At 62.7% G+C, this 15,907-nt stretch carries 15 protein-coding genes and 3 tRNA genes; 5 read left to right on the forward strand and 13 right to left on the reverse strand.

All coding sequences use genetic code 11. From position 1 onward, the window contains the following. The first annotated feature begins 257 nt into the window (after positions 1 to 257). Positions 258 to 704, forward strand: coding sequence for a DUF302 domain-containing protein (locus tag VWY75_RS05610; RefSeq protein ID WP_416535527.1), 447 nt, complete (start codon positions 258 to 260; stop codon positions 702 to 704). A 125-nt stretch (positions 705 to 829) separates the two neighbouring features. Here VWY75_RS05610 and hisA read toward each other — a convergent pair whose 3' ends face one another. Continuing rightward, a complete protein-coding gene (gene hisA / locus VWY75_RS05615; RefSeq protein WP_340545015.1) occupies positions 830 to 1,552 on the reverse strand; it encodes a 1-(5-phosphoribosyl)-5-[(5-phosphoribosylamino)methylideneamino]imidazole-4-carboxamide isomerase in 723 nt (240 codons plus the stop codon). A 192-nt stretch (positions 1,553 to 1,744) separates the two neighbouring features. On the opposite strand from hisA, the gene VWY75_RS05620 reads away from it, so the two are divergent. Continuing rightward, entirely contained in the window at positions 1,745 to 2,131 is a 387-nt protein-coding gene (locus VWY75_RS05620) for a DUF2147 domain-containing protein (RefSeq protein ID WP_416536739.1), read from the forward strand. A 72-nt stretch (positions 2,132 to 2,203) separates the two neighbouring features. On the opposite strand, the gene VWY75_RS05625 is transcribed toward VWY75_RS05620, so the two are convergent. After that, complete coding sequence (locus VWY75_RS05625; RefSeq protein WP_416536740.1) at positions 2,204 to 2,455, reverse strand: WGR domain-containing protein; 252 nt, start codon at positions 2,453 to 2,455, stop codon at positions 2,204 to 2,206. Positions 2,456 to 2,626: 171 nt separating this feature from the next. Then, positions 2,627 to 3,163 carry a peroxiredoxin-like family protein gene (locus VWY75_RS05630; protein ID WP_416539187.1) on the reverse strand — a complete coding sequence of 179 codons (537 nt, stop codon included), beginning with the start codon at positions 3,161 to 3,163 and terminating at the stop codon, positions 2,627 to 2,629. Positions 3,164 to 3,265: 102 nt separating this feature from the next. Here VWY75_RS05630 and VWY75_RS05635 point away from each other — a divergent pair, with 102 nt between their 5' ends. Beyond that, positions 3,266 to 3,997: an AraC family transcriptional regulator gene (locus VWY75_RS05635; protein WP_416536741.1), complete on the forward strand. Its 732-nt coding sequence runs from the start codon at positions 3,266 to 3,268 to the stop codon at positions 3,995 to 3,997. Between the two features lie 95 nt (positions 3,998 to 4,092). Here the strand turns inward: VWY75_RS05635 and hisH are convergent, their stop codons facing one another. Next, entirely contained in the window at positions 4,093 to 4,731 is a 639-nt protein-coding gene (hisH, locus tag VWY75_RS05640) for an imidazole glycerol phosphate synthase subunit HisH (RefSeq protein ID WP_416539188.1), read from the reverse strand. Then, positions 4,732 to 5,319 carry an imidazoleglycerol-phosphate dehydratase HisB gene (gene hisB, locus VWY75_RS05645; protein ID WP_340545021.1) on the reverse strand — a complete coding sequence of 196 codons (588 nt, stop codon included), beginning with the start codon at positions 5,317 to 5,319 and terminating at the stop codon, positions 4,732 to 4,734. A 203-nt stretch (positions 5,320 to 5,522) separates the two neighbouring features. On the opposite strand from hisB, the gene VWY75_RS05650 reads away from it, so the two are divergent. Continuing rightward, entirely contained in the window at positions 5,523 to 5,762 is a 240-nt protein-coding gene (locus VWY75_RS05650; RefSeq protein WP_340545022.1) for an Lrp/AsnC family transcriptional regulator, read from the forward strand. Between the two features lie 508 nt (positions 5,763 to 6,270). Here VWY75_RS05650 and VWY75_RS05655 read toward each other — a convergent pair. The 6 genes from VWY75_RS05655 to VWY75_RS05680 all read right to left on the reverse strand — a co-directional run bounded on the left by VWY75_RS05655 (position 6,271) and on the right by VWY75_RS05680 (position 10,493). Further along, on the reverse strand, positions 6,271 to 7,623 hold the full coding sequence (locus VWY75_RS05655; RefSeq protein ID WP_416539189.1) for an aminotransferase: 1,353 nt from the start codon (positions 7,621 to 7,623) through the stop codon (positions 6,271 to 6,273). Positions 7,624 to 7,824: 201 nt separating this feature from the next. Beyond that, positions 7,825 to 7,899 (reverse strand) — tRNA-Gly (locus tag VWY75_RS05660). 230 nt (positions 7,900 to 8,129) lie between these two features. Then, positions 8,130 to 8,204, reverse strand: a tRNA-Gly gene (locus tag VWY75_RS05665). A gap of 67 nt (positions 8,205 to 8,271) precedes the next feature. After that, on the reverse strand, positions 8,272 to 9,183 hold the full coding sequence (locus VWY75_RS05670) for a NaeI family type II restriction endonuclease (protein WP_340545024.1): 912 nt from the start codon (positions 9,181 to 9,183) through the stop codon (positions 8,272 to 8,274). A gap of 102 nt (positions 9,184 to 9,285) precedes the next feature. Continuing rightward, positions 9,286 to 10,260 (reverse strand): DNA cytosine methyltransferase, encoded by a 975-nt coding sequence (locus VWY75_RS05675; protein WP_340545025.1) that lies wholly within the window; start codon positions 10,258 to 10,260, stop codon positions 9,286 to 9,288. A gap of 158 nt (positions 10,261 to 10,418) precedes the next feature. After that, positions 10,419 to 10,493: transfer RNA gene (locus VWY75_RS05680), tRNA-Gly, on the reverse strand. A 233-nt stretch (positions 10,494 to 10,726) separates the two neighbouring features. On the opposite strand from VWY75_RS05680, the gene VWY75_RS05685 reads away from it, so the two are divergent. Beyond that, positions 10,727 to 10,933 (forward strand): hypothetical protein, encoded by a 207-nt coding sequence (locus tag VWY75_RS05685; protein WP_416539190.1) that lies wholly within the window; start codon positions 10,727 to 10,729, stop codon positions 10,931 to 10,933. A 115-nt stretch (positions 10,934 to 11,048) separates the two neighbouring features. Here VWY75_RS05685 and VWY75_RS05690 read toward each other — a convergent pair whose 3' ends face one another. Then, positions 11,049 to 14,489: a pyruvate carboxylase gene (locus tag VWY75_RS05690; protein WP_416539191.1), complete on the reverse strand. Its 3,441-nt coding sequence runs from the start codon at positions 14,487 to 14,489 to the stop codon at positions 11,049 to 11,051. A 126-nt stretch (positions 14,490 to 14,615) separates the two neighbouring features. After that, positions 14,616 to 15,821 carry an alpha-hydroxy acid oxidase gene (locus VWY75_RS05695; RefSeq protein WP_416539192.1) on the reverse strand — a complete coding sequence of 402 codons (1,206 nt, stop codon included), beginning with the start codon at positions 15,819 to 15,821 and terminating at the stop codon, positions 14,616 to 14,618. Positions 15,822 to 15,907 lie beyond the last annotated feature (86 nt).

Raw genomic sequence — 15,907 nt, forward strand, 5'->3', positions numbered from 1 at the left:
CTGTGATCGCAACCGGAGGCGCCGATTGCGCTGTCGCCGCGCAATAGACGCCATTACGTGAGGAATGGAAAGCAGGCGCGGTGCCGCAGGCCGCGCGCGGCCTTGGGGTGTCGACCGCGGGTCTTGCCTGGCAGAGGGTGGGCCACCGAGGGGCGGTCAGGTCAGCGACACTCTGCCGATGCCTGAGATGTGAATTGCCTGTTTGCCCCGCTTGGCCTGTGCTGCTGGCATGTTGTCATTTTCTCGGAGCCATCGCCATGATCAAATCCCTCGCCCTTGCCGGAACTCTTGCTGCGCTCTCCGCGATCCCGGCCGCAGCCGAACTGATGACGGTTCCGAGCCCGAGTTCCGTGTCTGACACCATGGATGCGCTACAGACGGCGGTCGAAGGCGCCGGGGCCACGGTTTTTGCCCGGGTAGACCACGCTGCGGGTGCGGCAGCCGTGGATATGTCCCTCGCCGAGGCGCAACTCCTGATCTTTGGCAATCCCAAGCTGGGCACCCCCGCGATGCAGGCGGATATCCGGGCGGGGCTTTTCCTGCCGCTGAAGGTTCTGGTCCATGAGGATGCCGAGGGGCAGGTCTGGCTGACCTATGAAAACCCGGCAGAGATGCTGGCGGGTCTGGATATCGCGGCTGATGCCGATGTCATCGCCAAGATGCAGGGCGCGCTGGCAAAACTGACGGCGGCCGCCGCGCGCTGATCCGCTGCGGGGGCAGCTGGAGCCAACCGGGAGCGGGGGCCGGGGGCCGGGGCGGGGGCGCTGCCCCCTCTGGGCCTTTGGCCCATTCACCCCCGGGATATTTTCGGCCAGAAGAAGACCAGGTCTCAGCCCTTCAGGATCTTCAGCGCCTGCGCGAGGTCGATGGCCCCATCGTAGAGGGCGCGGCCGGAAATCGCTCCATTGAGCGGCGCGCCGCAGGATTTCAGGGCCTGCAAATCGTCGAGCGAGGACACGCCGCCCGAGGCGATCACCGGGATGCTGACGGCATTGGCCAGATCTGCCGTTGCCTCGATATTCGGCCCCTTCATGGCGCCGTCGCGCAGAATATCGGTGTAGATGATCGCGGCAACACCTGCGTCTTCGAAGGATTTTGCCAGATCCGTAACCATCACATCGGTTTCCTCGGCCCAGCCTTTGGTCGCTACGCGGCCATTGCGCGCGTCAATGCCGACGGCAACCTTGCCCGGGAATGCACGTGCCGCCTCGCGGACCAGATCGGGATTTTCCACCGCCACGGTGCCAAGGATCACCCGCGCCAGCCCCTTGTCGATCCAGCGTTCGATGGTCGCCATATCGCGAATACCGCCGCCCAGCTGTGCGGGCACCTGGCACCGTTTCAGAATGTCCTCGACCGGGGCCGCATTGACCGGCTCGCCTGCAAAGGCACCGTTGAGATCGACCAGATGCAGCCATTCGCAGCCAGCGGCGACAAACTCCAGCGCCTGCGCTGCCGGATCGTCGTTGAAGACCGTTGTCTTGTCCATATCGCCATGCAGCAGGCGAACGGCTTGCCCGTCCTTGAGATCAATTGCGGGGTAGAGGATCATATCGCGTGCCCTTATCGGTACTGCCAGAACTGTCTGAGCCGGGGCCGCCGCCTCCGGTCGCCGGTGATCGGGGCGGGCCTGCTCTGACGCCTCTTTTGCACAAGGCGGCCCGTGATTGCAACGCGACCCGAGGTCAAGCTTGCCTGAATTGCCTCTTGGCGGCCAGACTGGCTGCAAAAGGGAGGATGATACATGAAGAAACTGGCACTTGGCGTGACATTTGCACTGGGGCTGGCGGGCATGGCGGCGGCGGATCCGGTGCTGGGCACCTGGAAGACGCAGACGGATGACGGCTCTTATGCGCATGTCACCATGGCGCCCTGCGGCGCGGCGGTCTGCGGCAAGATCAGCCGGACCTTCAATGCCGAGGGAGAGTATAAATCCCCCAATATCGGCAAGACATTGGTGATCGATATGGTGGCCAATGGCGACGGGTCTTATGCGGGCAAGGTCTGGCGGCCGTCGAACAACAAGATCTACATCGGCAAGATGAACCTATCGGGCGCATCGCTGGCTCTGCGGGGCTGTGTCGCGGGCGGGCTGATCTGCTCCAAACAGACCTGGAGCCGCGTGAAGTAAACAGCCGGATTGCTGTGAGTGATCGGACGGGCGGCGTGGACGGTATGTCTGCGCCGCCTTTTTTGTGCCGGTCTAGAACAGTCCCAGCTGAACCGGAATCGGGACAAAGCCGCGTTTGATCTGACGGTCGCGCTGCTGCGCCGCTGCGGCCAGCGCGATCTCCTGCGAGGCATAGTAGCTGCGCCGCTGCTGCCCTCCGGCCTCACCCAAGGGCCCGCTGGTCTGCTCGACACACCATTCGCCAAACAGGGTTCGGCTCAGATGCAGCACGCAATAGCGGTGCTGGCCTTCCTGGTGGTCGAATTTTTCAAGACGGATCTGCACCGGACGGTGACCTGCAAGCGACTGGGATATCTGGGTCTGCGGTGTATGCCCTTGTGCGGCACCGCTGTCCATCCATTCTTGCCCGGATTTCTACCTGTCGACCTGAGGCAGGTGGCGATCCGGCCACAGCACGCCGTGGCCGACAGGCGCCGCGACCTGGCGCAGCCCGCGTCAGACGTCGCCGTCGTATTCGCCGCGCGCCGGATAGTCGTTGGCGATGGCGAAATCCAGCGCCGATACCAGCTCTGAAAAATGCGGCCGGACAAAGGGCATGGTCTGCACCGACCCATAGTAGAGCGTCTGCTCAGGGGTCACCATGAACAGGCCCGGTTCGGAGAACAGCGCCGGCTCCTCGATCCCGATTGATGTCTTCCCGCGTGAGGTCGACAGGTACAGACCCCATTGGCGGGCGACATTCAAGGGCAGATCATAGCCAAACCGTAGGTTCTTCGCCTCAATCTTCTCGGCCATGGCGCGGGTGCGCTCTTCGCCGTCCGAACTGACCGCAATGCAGTTCACGCCACGGCTGGCGAAATCGGCCACCCGTTTTTCCAGTTCCTTGAGGTAGTTGGCACAGATCGGGCAGTGCAGTCCGCGATAGAAGCAGATCACGGTGCCGCGCTGGCTGTCTTCCCGCGACAGGTCAAACGGTCCATGGTCCAGCGTTGGCAGGGTCAGATCGGGCGTGGTTTGGCGTGGCATCAACATGTTGTCGCTCCTTGTTCGAAGTCAGCTCTGGGGGCTTGTCTCGAAGTATGACGCAGCATAGTGTCAGATAAATCCGAAAAACCTGACGGAAACACCGATACCATGGACCGCCTGACCACATTGATGGAGCGTTTCCAGCTCTCCGTTCGCGCTGCCGCACCGGGAGAGGCCAATCTTATCGCTCTGGCGGATGCGTCGGGGGAGCCGGTGCGGCTGCTCTACAGCAGTTGTGATGATGCCCCGGCGCAACCGCCCGACAGGGTGATGTGGGCGGCACGGGTGGATTGGTCAGGGCGCCGCAATCCGCTCATCGCCGCACTGCCCGGGCTGGTGGATTATGATATCGCCGACAAGCCGGAGGCCCGGGATCTGCTGCGGTTGATGCGGGACGAGGCTGATGCGCAGCGCTGCGGGGCGCAATCGGTGATCAACCGGCTGGGGGAGGTGCTGATGGTGCGGCTGCTGCGGCATCAGATCCGCGAGGGTGCTACGGAGCCGGGGCTGCTGGCAGGGCTCTCCGACCCGCGTCTCAGCCGGGCGATTGTGGCGATGCACGATCACCCCGGCCGCCTTTGGAGCAATGCCGATCTGGCCGAGGTCGCCGGCCTGTCGCTGTCCCGCTTTGCCGAGCTGTTCGGGGCCGCTGTCGGCGAAACCCCGATGGGGTACCTGCGCCGCTGGCGGTTGATTCTGGCGCATCAGGATCTCACGCGCGGCGACCGGGTGGAGGCGGTGGCCCGCCGCTATGCCTATGCCAGCCCCGAAGGCTTCAGCCGTGCCTTTCGCAAGGCCTATGGTGCGGCGCCGCTCTCGCTGCGCAGGGCAGCGGCCTGATCGCGCCCCGCCTGTCATCTTTTCATAAATACTCAAAAACAAAAGCCGCCTGTGCAGCAGGCGGCTTTTTCATATGCTGCGGGTCAACCGCTGCGTCACGGTCGCCAGGTCAGAAAATTCCCGATCATCCGCAGGCCGATATCCTGGCTTTTCTCCGGGTGAAACTGCATCCCCACCATGGTGTCGCGCCCGATGACGGCCGTGACATCGCCGCCATAGTCCACATGCGCCAGCCGTTCCGCCGGATCGGTGACGCGGAAATGATAAGAATGCACGAAATAGCAGTGATCGCCTGAGGAAATACCATCAAAAATCGCGTGGTCATGGTCAATCACCAGATTGTTCCAGCCCATATGCGGCACTTTCAGACTGTGGTCGCTTGGGGTGATCTTGACCACATCGCCCTCAACCCAGCCAAGGCCGGGCGTCTCGCGATACTCATGACCGGTGGTGGCCATCAGCTGCATGCCGACGCAGATGCCGAGGAAGGGTCGGCCGTTCTGCTCGATCGCCTCCACCATCGCCTCATAGATGCCGCGATGGCCGCGCAGTTCTTCTGCGCAGGCCGGAAAGGCGCCGTCGCCGGGCAGCACCAGCCGATCGGCCCGCGCCACCACATCCGCGTCAGAGGTCACGATCACCTCGCCGCCATTCACCTCCCGCGCCATGCGCTGAAAGGCTTTTTCGGCGGAGTGGAGATTGCCCGATTCATAGTCGATGATCGCGGTCAGCATTTACAGAGCGCCTTTGGTGGACGGGATCGCATCCGCCTTGCGCGGGTCGGTCTCAACGGCGGTGCGCAGCGCGCGCGCCACCGCCTTGAACGCGGCCTCGGCAATATGGTGGCTGTTGAACCCGTGCAGCTGGTCGATGTGCAGGGTGATGCCGCCATGGGTGCTCAAGGCTTGAAAGAACTCGCGCACCAGCTCGGTATCAAAGCTGCCGATCTTCTGGGTTGGCAGCTCAACGTTCCAGATCAGGAAGGGGCGTGCCGACAGATCCAGCGCACAGCGCACCTGGGCGTCATCCATCGGCAGGTGGCATTCGCCATAACGGTTGATGCCTTTCTTGTCGCCAAGTGCGGCAACCAGCGCCTGACCCAGTGCAATGCCGGTGTCCTCCACCGTGTGGTGGTCGTCGATGTGATAGTCACCCTTAGCGCGGATGGTCATGTCGATCAGCGAGTGGCGCGACAGCTGGTCCAGCATGTGATCAAAGAAACCGACGCCGGTCTGATTGTCATAGGCGCCAGTGCCATCGAGGTTGATCTCGACACTGATCTCGGTTTCGGCGGTCTTGCGGGTGATCTGAGCGGTACGCATGGTCGGCATGTCCTTGATATCCTGCCGCTGCTTATAGGGGCAGGGCGGGGCCGCGCTCAAGCCTGCCGCGTCAATTGGCGCAAAACTGTTGCGCCAATTGTCTGCGGCCAGCCTCTCATGCCCGTCGCCGGGGATTGCCTCTGCTGCGCCCGCATGCCAGCTTGGCGCGCAAACCACGCATTCCCAAACAGTTGAGGGCCATCATGTCCACCTGCGTCTTTATCCAGATCCGCTGCAAACCCGGCACCACCTACAAAGTGGCCGAAGAGATTGCCCTGCGTGAAATCCACTCCGAGCTTTATTCCACCAGTGGCGATTATGATCTCCTGATGAAACTCTACATTCCCAGCGATCAGGATGTTGGCAAATACATCAACGATCAGCTGCTCGATATCGAGGGAATCGAACGCTCGCTGACAACGATGACGTTCAAGGTGTTCTGACCTGGGATCCGGCTCAGAGGCTCAGACAGGAAGCTCTGCGGCCCGCAGCCTGTCAGGCAGAACTTCACGCAGAGTTTCAGCCAGACTGTCCGGCGGCAGGGAGTGACGCGGTCCGTGCCGCCTCACGTCCCATGCCCCGGTTCCCCCGACCTACCGGATACAGTGGTCCCCGGACCCATTGGTCTCCGTATCCCACAGGTCCCGGACCATCAGGTTCCCCCCGAAACCATCCGACGACAGGGCCATGCGGGATCGCGAAATGCGCTGGTGCTGAAATGCAAGGTTTGGAACACCCTTGGGATAAGACAAACCTCGCAGTAATTTGTGATCCTTTCACGGGGAAAAACCGCAAGATTGTGACATTATCGGATATCGCACAGATCTCGCGGGTGTCGCTATCAGCCTGTTGTCTGGCGAGGCGGAGGTCTTGGGGGCGATAAAAAAGCAGCGCCTCAGCCGGGGCGCTGCTCTTGTCGGTCCGTCGTTGCACACTGGGGCGTCTGCGGCCTCAATGCGCCAGGTGACCGGCTGCCTTCAGCTCTTCGAAACTGGCGTCGATCGCGGTTTTCAGGCGTGCCAGCATGTCGTCCACCTCATCCTTCGTGATGATCAGCGGCGGGCAGAGCGCGACCGCATTCCCGGCCACGGCCCGCAGGATTAGACCATTGTCCTGACACAGCCTTTGCGCGGTGGCCCCGGCAAGACCCCTGTCAAAGCTTGCGCCGGTGGTCTTGTTCGACACCAGTTCCAGCGCCGCGATCAGCCCCTTGCCGCGCACTTCGCCCACCAGCGGATGATCGGTGAAGATCTCACGCAGCTGCGCCTGCATGTAGCTGCCAACCTCGGCGGCGTGGTCGAACAGATTGTCGCGCTCGTAGATTTCGAGCGTCTTCAGCGCGGCGGCACAGGCGACCGGGTGCCCGGAGTAGGTATAGCCATGCCCAAACACGCCGACCTGATTGGTCTGATCCACCATCGCCTCATACATCCAGCCCGGAATGACCGAGGCCGAGATCGGGAAATAGGCCGAGGACAATTGCTTGGCAAAGGTCATCAGGTCCGGCTTGATGCCCATGGTGGTGCAGCCGAAATCAGCGCCGGTGCGCCCAAAGCCACAGATCACCTCATCGGCCCAGACCAGAATGCCATATTTGCGCAGCAGCGCCTGTAGCCCCTCATAGTAGCCCTCCGGCGGCACGATCACGCCAGAGGCGCCAGTGATCGGCTCCACGATCATCGCCGCAATCGTTTCGGGATCTTCCGCCAGGATCTGGTCTTCGAGGTTCTGAAGGATGCGCTCGACAAACTGCGCCTCGGTCTCATTGCCCTTGCGGGCGGTGTAATAATGCGGCGAGTCGGCGCGCAGGATCGACAGCGCCTCCAGCGGGGCATCAAAATGCGCAAGATTCGCGGGCAGGGAGGTCAGCGAACCGGCTGCAACCGTGACCCCGTGATAGCCGCGCTCGCGGGTGATGATCTTGCGCTTCTCCGGCTTGCCGATTGCGTTGAAGTAATAGCGCAGCATCTTGTAATGGGTGTCATTGGCGTCGGAGCCTGAGTTGCCAAAGAAGATATAGGCGTCCTCCACCGGCACCATCGCGGCCAGCTTCTTCGCCAGATCCTGGATCGGCTGATGGGTCTTGCCGCCAAAGGTGTGCGAAAATGGCAGCTTATGCAGCTGCTCGGTGATCGCATCCATCACTTCGGTATTGCTGTAGCCCAGCGATGTACACCAGAGCCCGGCCAGCCCTTCGATATATTTGTTGCCCTCGCTGTCGAACACATAGATGCCCTCGCCGCGCTCAAGGCAGAGCTGTTCGGTGGCGGTGAAATTGGTGGTGGGATAGATGACCGGGGCCATGGGCTGTTGTCCTCCTGAGCTGAAGCGCCAGACCTGCGGCGCATAGGCGATGGGGCTCTGGCCCCTTTGGCACAGCATTGGCGGGTTTTGAGAGTCGCGTCAAAGGAATTTGATCAAATGTTCGCGCAAGCGCATCGTGGCGCTGATCCGGGTGCGGAAACGCAAAAGGCCGCTCGTAAAGAGCGGCCTTTGCAGTCCAAATGGAGCGGGCGAGGCGATTCGAACGCCCGACCCTAACCTTGGCAAGGTTATGCTCTACCCCTGAGCTACGCCCGCGCTGCCATTTGGTGAGGCGGTGTTTAGGAAATTGCCGCAGCACCTGCAAGAGGAAAAATGACAGCTGCGTGAAGAAATTAATCGGACGCCCACCCGCACGTCAGCCCTGCGCGCAGATCCAGATCGCCGCAATCGTCATCGCCGTAAAGACACCGCAGATGGCCGGCTAACCCTGTGTTTTTGGTAGAAAAACAAAAAGCCGCTCAAAAGAGCGGCCTTTGTGATCCCGATGGAGCGGGCGAGGCGATTCGAACGCCCGACCCTAACCTTGGCAAGGTTATGCTCTACCCCTGAGCTACGCCCGCGCTGCCATCCGGTGAGGCGGTGAATAGGCAATTGCGCGCAGGGCTGCAACCGAAAAACAGCGGGTTTTCACCTCGGATCGAAAAAATCTTCGCGGATCGTGTGACCAGCGCTGGCGGCCAGCCGCGCCTGCGTCAGGTTGGAGAGCTGCGCCGATATGAACTCCGAGCCGCCGCAATGGGGCAGGTCAAGCGCGCGGATCAGCTGCGCATCCTTGCGCCCCTCGAGGATAACGATGCCCTCCCGCCCCAGCAGGTCCCGCGTGCCATGGCCGCCATCCGAACGGATCCGTCGCATGAAATCCTTCTGCGCGGCCACCGCCTCGACGACGTCACGGGGAATCGGCTGACGCTGCACCTCCCGGAACAGCGTCGCCATCCGGGCATTGCCGCTCTCCCCGGCAAAGATACGCGCCACCACCCGCTCCGGCAGCAGGCGCCAGAAATTGGCCGGATAGGGCTGATCGCAGAGCAGCCAGAGAATATTGCCAAACCCCTCGGCCGAGATCGAGCGTTTGGCGTCCTTGTTCTGACCGGCGGTCAGATAGGCCTGCCGCGCGACGATCAGCCCGAGGTAACAGCGCGCCCGCGGCTCATCCGCCGCCACCAGGATACAGGGCTGGTCGACGGCTTCGGTCGGGATCATCCAATTGCTGCCCATGGTGTGTTTGATATCCACATCATGGCCGAGGATCACGGTATCCAGCCGCCCCTTTGGCAGGCGCAGCAGCGCCCGCAGCTCAATCTCGACGCGGGTGCCGATATAGGTCTTCTCGGTTTTTTCCAGATCCTCATAGGCGCGCCGCCCGGTCTTGGCGGTCAGGATCACATCGTCGATGCACGTGCGCAGCATCAGCGGAAAGCCCGCCGCCAGCTCCATCGGGCCGCCTGCGCGGCTGGTGATATCCTGTGCCAGCGCGCTGAGCAGCAGGTGATCGGCATGGCCGGGATGGATCCGGCTGGGCGGCAGTTTCTGTTTCATCGCAGAGCCTGCTCCCGGTTGCAGCCGTGGCTTGAGTATTTTGGGAAAGGTGACAGGGCAGGATGTGGCCCCACATCGCGCAGCGCCATCACAACGGCCCGATCAGCGCCCGGTGGCAGGGCTGGTCACCACCTTCAGGCTGGGGCGTGCGATGGCCTGACGGATCTGCCGGGCCACGGCTTCGGCCACCGGCGGCGGAAAGGCATTGCCGACCTGGCGATAGGCGTTGGTCTTGGCCCCGGTGAAATGCCAGCTGTCGGGGAAGCCCTGAATGCGCGCCACCATCCGCACGGTGAGGCGCGGCATGTCGTTGTGAAAGGGATCCGGCGCCTCATAGGCGATGGTGCGCCCCTCGACGCCCAAAGCGGCCCAGGCGCGCCGCGCCCGGGTGGGGCCGAGGTCCGGCCCGCCATGTTTCTTGGAGCCGCCCACAATCGTTGGCGCAATCTCATCGGCCCTGGCGGCCCACTCCTCGGCCCCGCGCCAGCCGCGTTCCTTCATCAGGTCAAGCAGGGTCTCGCCCACGGTGCGGGGATTATGCGGCAGCGGCTCGGGCCAGTTGAACTGGCCGGAGAATTCCTTGCGCAGGGCGACGATGGCCACCCGCGGGCGCAGCTGCGGCACGCCGAAGTCGGAAGCATTCAGCAGGCGCCAGTCGGTCTCATAGCCCAGTTTGGCCAGCTGTTTCTTCAGCTTCTCGCGGTAGTCATGGAATACTGCATCCAGAAAGCCGCGCACATTCTCGATCATCACCGCGCGGGGGCGGGTGGCGGCGACGATTTCGATGGCATCGTCAAAGAGGTTGCGCTCGTCCTTCTCGCCCAGCTGTTTGCCGGCCACCGAAAATGGTGGGCAGGGCAGCCCGCCGGCCAGCAGGTCAATGCCGCGATAGGCGTCGGCATCCGCCTTGAAGGCGCGCACATCCTCTTCCAGCACATTCCACTGGGGCCGGTTGTGGCGCAGAGTGGCGCAGCAATGTTTGTCGATTTCGACCAGCGCGGTGTGGTCAAAGCCGGCTTTCTCAAGCCCCAGTGCCTGGCCGCCTGCACCAGCGCAGAGTTCTACCGATGTGAGCATGCTGCCGTATCACCTGTTCTCATGCTGCCGTTGCAGCTGTTCGCGCTCTGTTCTTAGGCGCTGAAGTGATTCCGCGCAAGCCAGAGGCTATGTCGTATTTCACAAACGCGAAAGGCCACCGTTGCGTCTGCAAGCGGTGGCCTTTTCATGTATCCAAATGGAGCGGGCGAGGCGATTCGAACGCCCGACCCTAACCTTGGCAAGGTTATGCTCTACCCCTGAGCTACGCCCGCGCTGCCATTCGGTGAAGCGGATTTAGTCATTCACAGGCAGGGCTGCAAGGGAAAAACGCAAAGCCGTCGGCAAAAAATGACCGTCACGGTGTTTTGAGCGACGGAAGCCGCCACGTGCGGCGTTTTACCCTTATGATGATGACATGAGCCTGGCCAAGACGACCTGATGTTTGCGAGCCAACGAGCCGGGCCAACCCGCGGAGATATCTGCGAAACCGAAAGGGAGCCCCGAGATGACACTGCTTAGCAAACCGCTGCGCGACCGGATGGGTAAATCCTTGGACGACAGGCTGGACACATTGCGCATCCTTGGCCTGACCGTCGCCATTGGTCTGGCGATCGGCGCCAAACTCACCACGGATGGGCAGGCTGCGGGTCTTCATACCGCCGAGGCCCCGGTGATGATGCCACCACAGATCGAGACACAGGCGCTGATCTGACCACCGCGCATCTGGCAGACCGCGCCACCTGACAGGAAAAGGCGCCCCCGGAATGCGGGGACGCCTTCATGTGATAGTCGCAGTGCCTGTCATCGGTGACAGGCGCGGGCTGTGATCACTCCAGCTCGATCAGCAGATCCTTGGCGTCGATCTGCCCGCCTGCCTGCACATGCAGGGCCTTCACCACCGCATCGCGCTCGGCATGAATGCCGGTTTCCATCTTCATCGCCTCGATGGTCAGCAGCAGGTCGCCCTCATGCACCGGCTGGCCGACCTGCACGGCAACGGTGGCCACGACACCGGGCATCGGCGCGCCGACATGGTTGGCATTGCCCTGCTCGGCCTTGGGCCGGGCCTGCGTCGTCGCCTTGACCAGACGGTTCGGCACGCGGATGACGCGGGGCTGGCCGTTGAGTTCGAAAAAGACTTTCACCTCGCCCTTGTCATCGGTTTCGCCGATGGCCTGCAGGCGGATTTCCAGCGTCTTGCCGGGGTCGATTTCTGCGGTGATCTCCTCGCCCGGTTCCATCCCGTAAAAGAAGGTGCGGGTGGGCAGGCTGCGGACCGGACCATATTGGCGATGGCGGCCCATGTAGTCGAGGAACACCTTGGGATACATCAGGTAGCCGTTCAGATCCTCGTCATCGACGGCCTTGCCTTCCAGCTCCCGCGACAGCTCCGCACGGGTCGCTTCCAGATCGACCGGGTCCAGATGGGCGCCGGGGCGATCCAGATTGGGCGCGTCGCCTTTCAGCACCTTGGAGACGATCCCCTCAGGGAAGCCACCCGGAGGCTGGCCGAGGTTGCCGCGCATCATGTCGACAACCGAGTCAGGGAAGGCCACATCACTCTTCGGATCCTCGACGTCGTCACGGCTCAGACCCTGGCTGACCATCATCAGTGCCATGTCGCCAACCACTTTGGACGAGGGCGTCACCTTCACGATATCGCCGAACATCTGGTTCACATCGGCATAGGTCTGGGCGACCTCATGCCAGCGATCCTCCAGCCCCAGGCTGCGCGCCTGTGCCTTCAGGTTGGTGAACTGGCCGCCGGGCATCTCGTGCAGATAGACCTCCGAGGCGGGCGCCTGCAACCCGGATTCAAAGGCGGCATATTGCATCCGCACCTGTTCCCAATAGTCCGAGATTTCGCGGATCTTGGCGATGTCCAGCCCGGTGTCGCGGTCGGTGTTGCGCAGCGCTTCGACGATGGAACCGAGGCAGGGCTGCGAGGTGCCGCCACTGAAGGCGTCCATAGCCGCGTCCACCGCATCGACGCCGGCATCCGCTGCCGCCAGGATGGTGGCACCAGCCACACCCGAGGTGTCATGGGTGTGGAAATGGACCGGCAGGCCAACCTCTTCTTTCAGCGCCTTGACCAGCTGGCGGGCAGCGGCTGGCTTCAGCAGGCCCGCCATGTCCTTCAGACCCAGAATATGCGCGCCTGCCGCTTCCAGCTCCTTGGCCATGCCGACATAATACTTCAGGTCGTATTTGGCGCGGTTCGGATCCAGGATATCGCCGGTATAGCAGATGGTGCCTTCGCAGATCTTGCCGCTTTCAACGACCGCATCCATGGCGACGCGCATGTTCTCGACCCAGTTCAGGCTGTCAAAGACGCGGAACACATCAACGCCGGTGGCCGCCTGTTTCACAAAGCTCTGCACCACATTGTCGGGATAGTTGGTATAGCCGACACCATTGGAGGCGCGCAGCAGCATCTGGGTCATCAGGTTTGGCATCCGCTCGCGCAGGTCGCGCAGGCGCTGCCAGGGGCATTCCTGAAGGAAGCGATAGGCCACGTCGAATGTCGCACCGCCCCAGCACTCGACCGAGAACAGCTGGCTCAGGTTCTGGGCATAGGCCGGGGCCACCTTGATCATGTCATGGCTGCGCATCCGGGTGGCCAGCAGCGACTGGTGGCCGTCGCGCATGGTGGTATCAGTCAGCAGCAGCTGACGCTGCGCCTTCATCCAGTCGGCCACCGCCTGCGCGCCCTTTTGCTCCAGCAGGTTGCGGGTGCCATAGGGCTGCGTCGCGGCATCGGCCTTTGGCGCGCGCGGCTCTTTCAGATCGGGATGAGGCGCCGGGCGACCTTCGGTTTCGGGATGCCCGTTCACCGAGATATCGGCGATATAGGTCAGCACCTTGGTGCCGCGGTCGCGGCGCTTGGCGAATTGGAACAGCTCCGGCGTCTCGTCGATGAATTTGGTGGTGTATTCATTCGACAGGAAGGTCGGGTGTTTCAGCAGGTTCTCGACAAAGGCGATATTGGTGCTGACACCGCGCACCCGGAATTCACGCAGCGCGCGGTCCATGCGGGCAATCGCCTTTTCCGGGGTGGGGGCCTTGGCCGTCACCTTGGTCAGCAGCGAATCATAGTAACGGGTGATCACGCCGCCCGCATAGGCGGTGCCGCCATCCAGACGGATGCCCATGCCCGTGGCCGAGCGGTAGGCGGTGATTCGACCGTAATCCGGGATGAAGTTGTTGAGCGGATCCTCGGTGGTCACCCGGGTCTGTAGCGCATGACCATTGAGCTGGATCTCGTCCTGCGACGCCTTGCCGGTGGCCTCGGCAATGGTCTTGCCCTCGGCGATCAGGATCTGCGCCTGCACGATGTCGATGCCGGTGACTTCCTCGGTCACCGTATGCTCCACCTGCACCCGCGGGTTTACCTCGATGAAGTAGAATTTGCCGTCGTTCATATCCATCAGGAATTCGACAGTGCCTGCGCATTCATAGTTCACATGCTGGCAGATCTTGCGGCCCAGATCGCAGATTTCGGCGCGCTGTTCCTCGGTCAGATAGGGGGCGGGCGCACGCTCGACCACTTTCTGGTTGCGGCGCTGGACCGAGCAGTCCCGCTCATAAAGGTGGTAGATTTGCCCATGTTTGTCGCCCAGGATCTGTACCTCGACGTGGCGGGCGCGGGTGATCATCTTTTCCAGATAGCCCTCGCCATTGCCAAAGGCCGCTTCCGCTTCGCGGCGGCCTTCCAGCACCTTTTCCTCAAGTTCGGATTCGCTGTGGATCGGGCGCATACCGCGACCGCCGCCGCCCCAGGAGGCTTTCAGCATCAGGGGATAGCCGACCTCAGCCGCTTCGGCGCGGATCGCATCCATGTCATCGCCCAGCACTTCGGTGGCGGGGATCACCGGCACGCCGGCCTCGATTGCGACGCGACGGGCACTGGCCTTGTCGCCGAGCGCGCGCATGGTTTCCGCCTTCGGACCGATAAAGGTGATGCCGTTGCGGGCGCAGGCATCCACGAAATCCGGGTTCTCCGACAGCAGGCCGTAGCCGGGGTGGATCGCATCGGCGCCACTTTCCTTGGCCACGCGGATGATCTCGTCAATCGACAGATAGGCGGCCACCGGTCCCAGACCTTCGCCGATCCGATAGGCTTCATCCGCCTTGAACCGGTGCAGGCCCAGCTTGTCCTCTTCGGCATAGACGGCAACCGTCTTCTTGCCCATCTCATTGGCTGCCCGCATGACGCGGATGGCGATTTCGCCGCGGTTGGCGATCAGGATTTTCTTGAAGTCAGTCATGGCTTCCTCGGGGTCGTGCAGTTTGGCGGAGTGATAAGCGCAAATTAGGGTCCGGTATAGACGTAGTTCTGGGTATGGACAGCGTGATAGCGCTGACCTGAGGCCAGAATCCGGCAAAAAATACGATTACGGCGGAGATTTTAGGTCCGTATCGGTCCTAAATGTCGCAAATGGCGGCGCAATCGGCTGAAGTGGGAGCGGTTGCGGCAGCATCGTCAGGTCCTCCGCCCCCAGCTGGCCCATGTTTGCCAGCAGATCCAGGCGCAAAAGATCGATCAGATGGTCCGGCCCCTGCGGGCCAAGCGCTGCCAGGGCAAAGTGGAACGCGCGGCCTAACATGACATAGTCCGCCCCCAGCGCCAGCGCGCGCAGGATATCCAGACCACCTTCGATACCGCTGTCGAAAATCAGCGGCAGGGTGGTGGCCGCACGAATATCCGGCAGGGCCTCGATGGTGGCGCGGGCCGCATCGAACTGGCGCCCGGCATGGTTCGATACCCACAGCGCATCGACGCCAAGCGCCTCCAGCGGTGCGGCATCCTCGGCGCGCATCACCCCCTTGATGATCAGCGGCCCCTCCCAATGATCGCGCAGCCATTTCACATAATCCCAATCGGGCGAGGTGCGCAGCAGATAGCCGACATGGGCCGTCGACGACAGGCTGCCGCTCTGGCCGGTCACATATTTATCCAGCGTCCGCATATGCGGCATCCCCCGGCGCGCCATGCCCAGGGCCCAGGCCGGTCGCATCGCCACCTGTGCCAGCAACCGGGGCGTCAGCCGGGGGGGCTGCGTCAACCCGGAGCGCGTCTGCCGTTCCCGGCGCGAGGCCACGGGCACATCAACTGTCAGCACCAGACCGGCAAAGCCTGCGGATTTGGCGCGCTGCAGCATATCGCGGCGGATGGCGGGATCCTTCGGCGGGTAAAGCTGGAACCACGGCGCCGCCCCGAGGTCATCGGCCAGATCTTCGGGGGACTGGCTTGCCACGGTCGACAGGCAGTAGGGCAGGCCCTGCGCCGCGGCGCAGCGGGCCAGCTGGCGTTCCGCGTCGGGCCAGATCAGCCCCGACATGCCAACTGGCGCAATGCCAAACGGCAGCGGGCGCGACACGCCCAGAAACTCGGAGCTGAGCGTGGGCTGTTGCGGCCCATGCAGAATCGACGGGGCAAAGCCGATACAATCCAGCGCTTTGCGGTTGCGGGCGGTGGTCGCCTCCCGCCCGGTGCCACTGTCCAGATACTCCCAAACGAAACGGGGCAGGCGCCGCCGGGCGCGCTGGCGAAGGTCACTGAGAGCGGGGTAACGCTGGTGCAGATCCATGCTGCGCATTTGTCGCTGCCTTGCAGCAAAAGTCTAGTGTGGAGTGCAGCATTGAAACATTTTTGTAACTATTTGGACCGCACCCGTTCCAGCTC

Source organism: Phaeobacter sp. JH20_08, assembly GCF_048056635.1.
Lineage (GTDB): Bacteria > Pseudomonadota > Alphaproteobacteria > Rhodobacterales > Rhodobacteraceae > Phaeobacter > Phaeobacter bryozoorum.

Bases quoted from the DNA above. Each gene is read 5' to 3' on its own strand.
- VWY75_RS05610 (WP_416535527.1), top strand. From the start codon at position 258: ATGATCAAATCCCTCGCCCTTGCCGGAACTCTTGCTGCGCTCTCCGCG.
- hisA (WP_340545015.1), bottom strand. From the start codon at position 1,552: ATGATCCTCTACCCCGCAATTGATCTCAAGGACGGGCAAGCCGTTCGC.
- VWY75_RS05620 (WP_416536739.1), top strand. From the start codon at position 1,745: ATGAAGAAACTGGCACTTGGCGTGACATTTGCACTGGGGCTGGCGGGC.
- VWY75_RS05630 (WP_416539187.1), bottom strand. From the start codon at position 3,163: ATGTTGATGCCACGCCAAACCACGCCCGATCTGACCCTGCCAACGCTG.
- VWY75_RS05635 (WP_416536741.1), top strand. From the start codon at position 3,266: ATGGACCGCCTGACCACATTGATGGAGCGTTTCCAGCTCTCCGTTCGC.
- hisH (WP_416539188.1), bottom strand. From the start codon at position 4,731: ATGCTGACCGCGATCATCGACTATGAATCGGGCAATCTCCACTCCGCC.
- hisB (WP_340545021.1), bottom strand. From the start codon at position 5,319: ATGCGTACCGCTCAGATCACCCGCAAGACCGCCGAAACCGAGATCAGT.
- VWY75_RS05650 (WP_340545022.1), top strand. From the start codon at position 5,523: ATGTCCACCTGCGTCTTTATCCAGATCCGCTGCAAACCCGGCACCACC.
- VWY75_RS05655 (WP_416539189.1), bottom strand. From the start codon at position 7,623: ATGGCCCCGGTCATCTATCCCACCACCAATTTCACCGCCACCGAACAG.
- VWY75_RS05670 (WP_340545024.1), bottom strand. From the start codon at position 9,183: ATGAAACAGAAACTGCCGCCCAGCCGGATCCATCCCGGCCATGCCGAT.
- VWY75_RS05675 (WP_340545025.1), bottom strand. From the start codon at position 10,260: ATGCTCACATCGGTAGAACTCTGCGCTGGTGCAGGCGGCCAGGCACTG.
- VWY75_RS05685 (WP_416539190.1), top strand. From the start codon at position 10,727: ATGACACTGCTTAGCAAACCGCTGCGCGACCGGATGGGTAAATCCTTG.
- VWY75_RS05690 (WP_416539191.1), bottom strand. From the start codon at position 14,489: ATGACTGACTTCAAGAAAATCCTGATCGCCAACCGCGGCGAAATCGCC.
- VWY75_RS05695 (WP_416539192.1), bottom strand. From the start codon at position 15,821: ATGCGCAGCATGGATCTGCACCAGCGTTACCCCGCTCTCAGTGACCTT.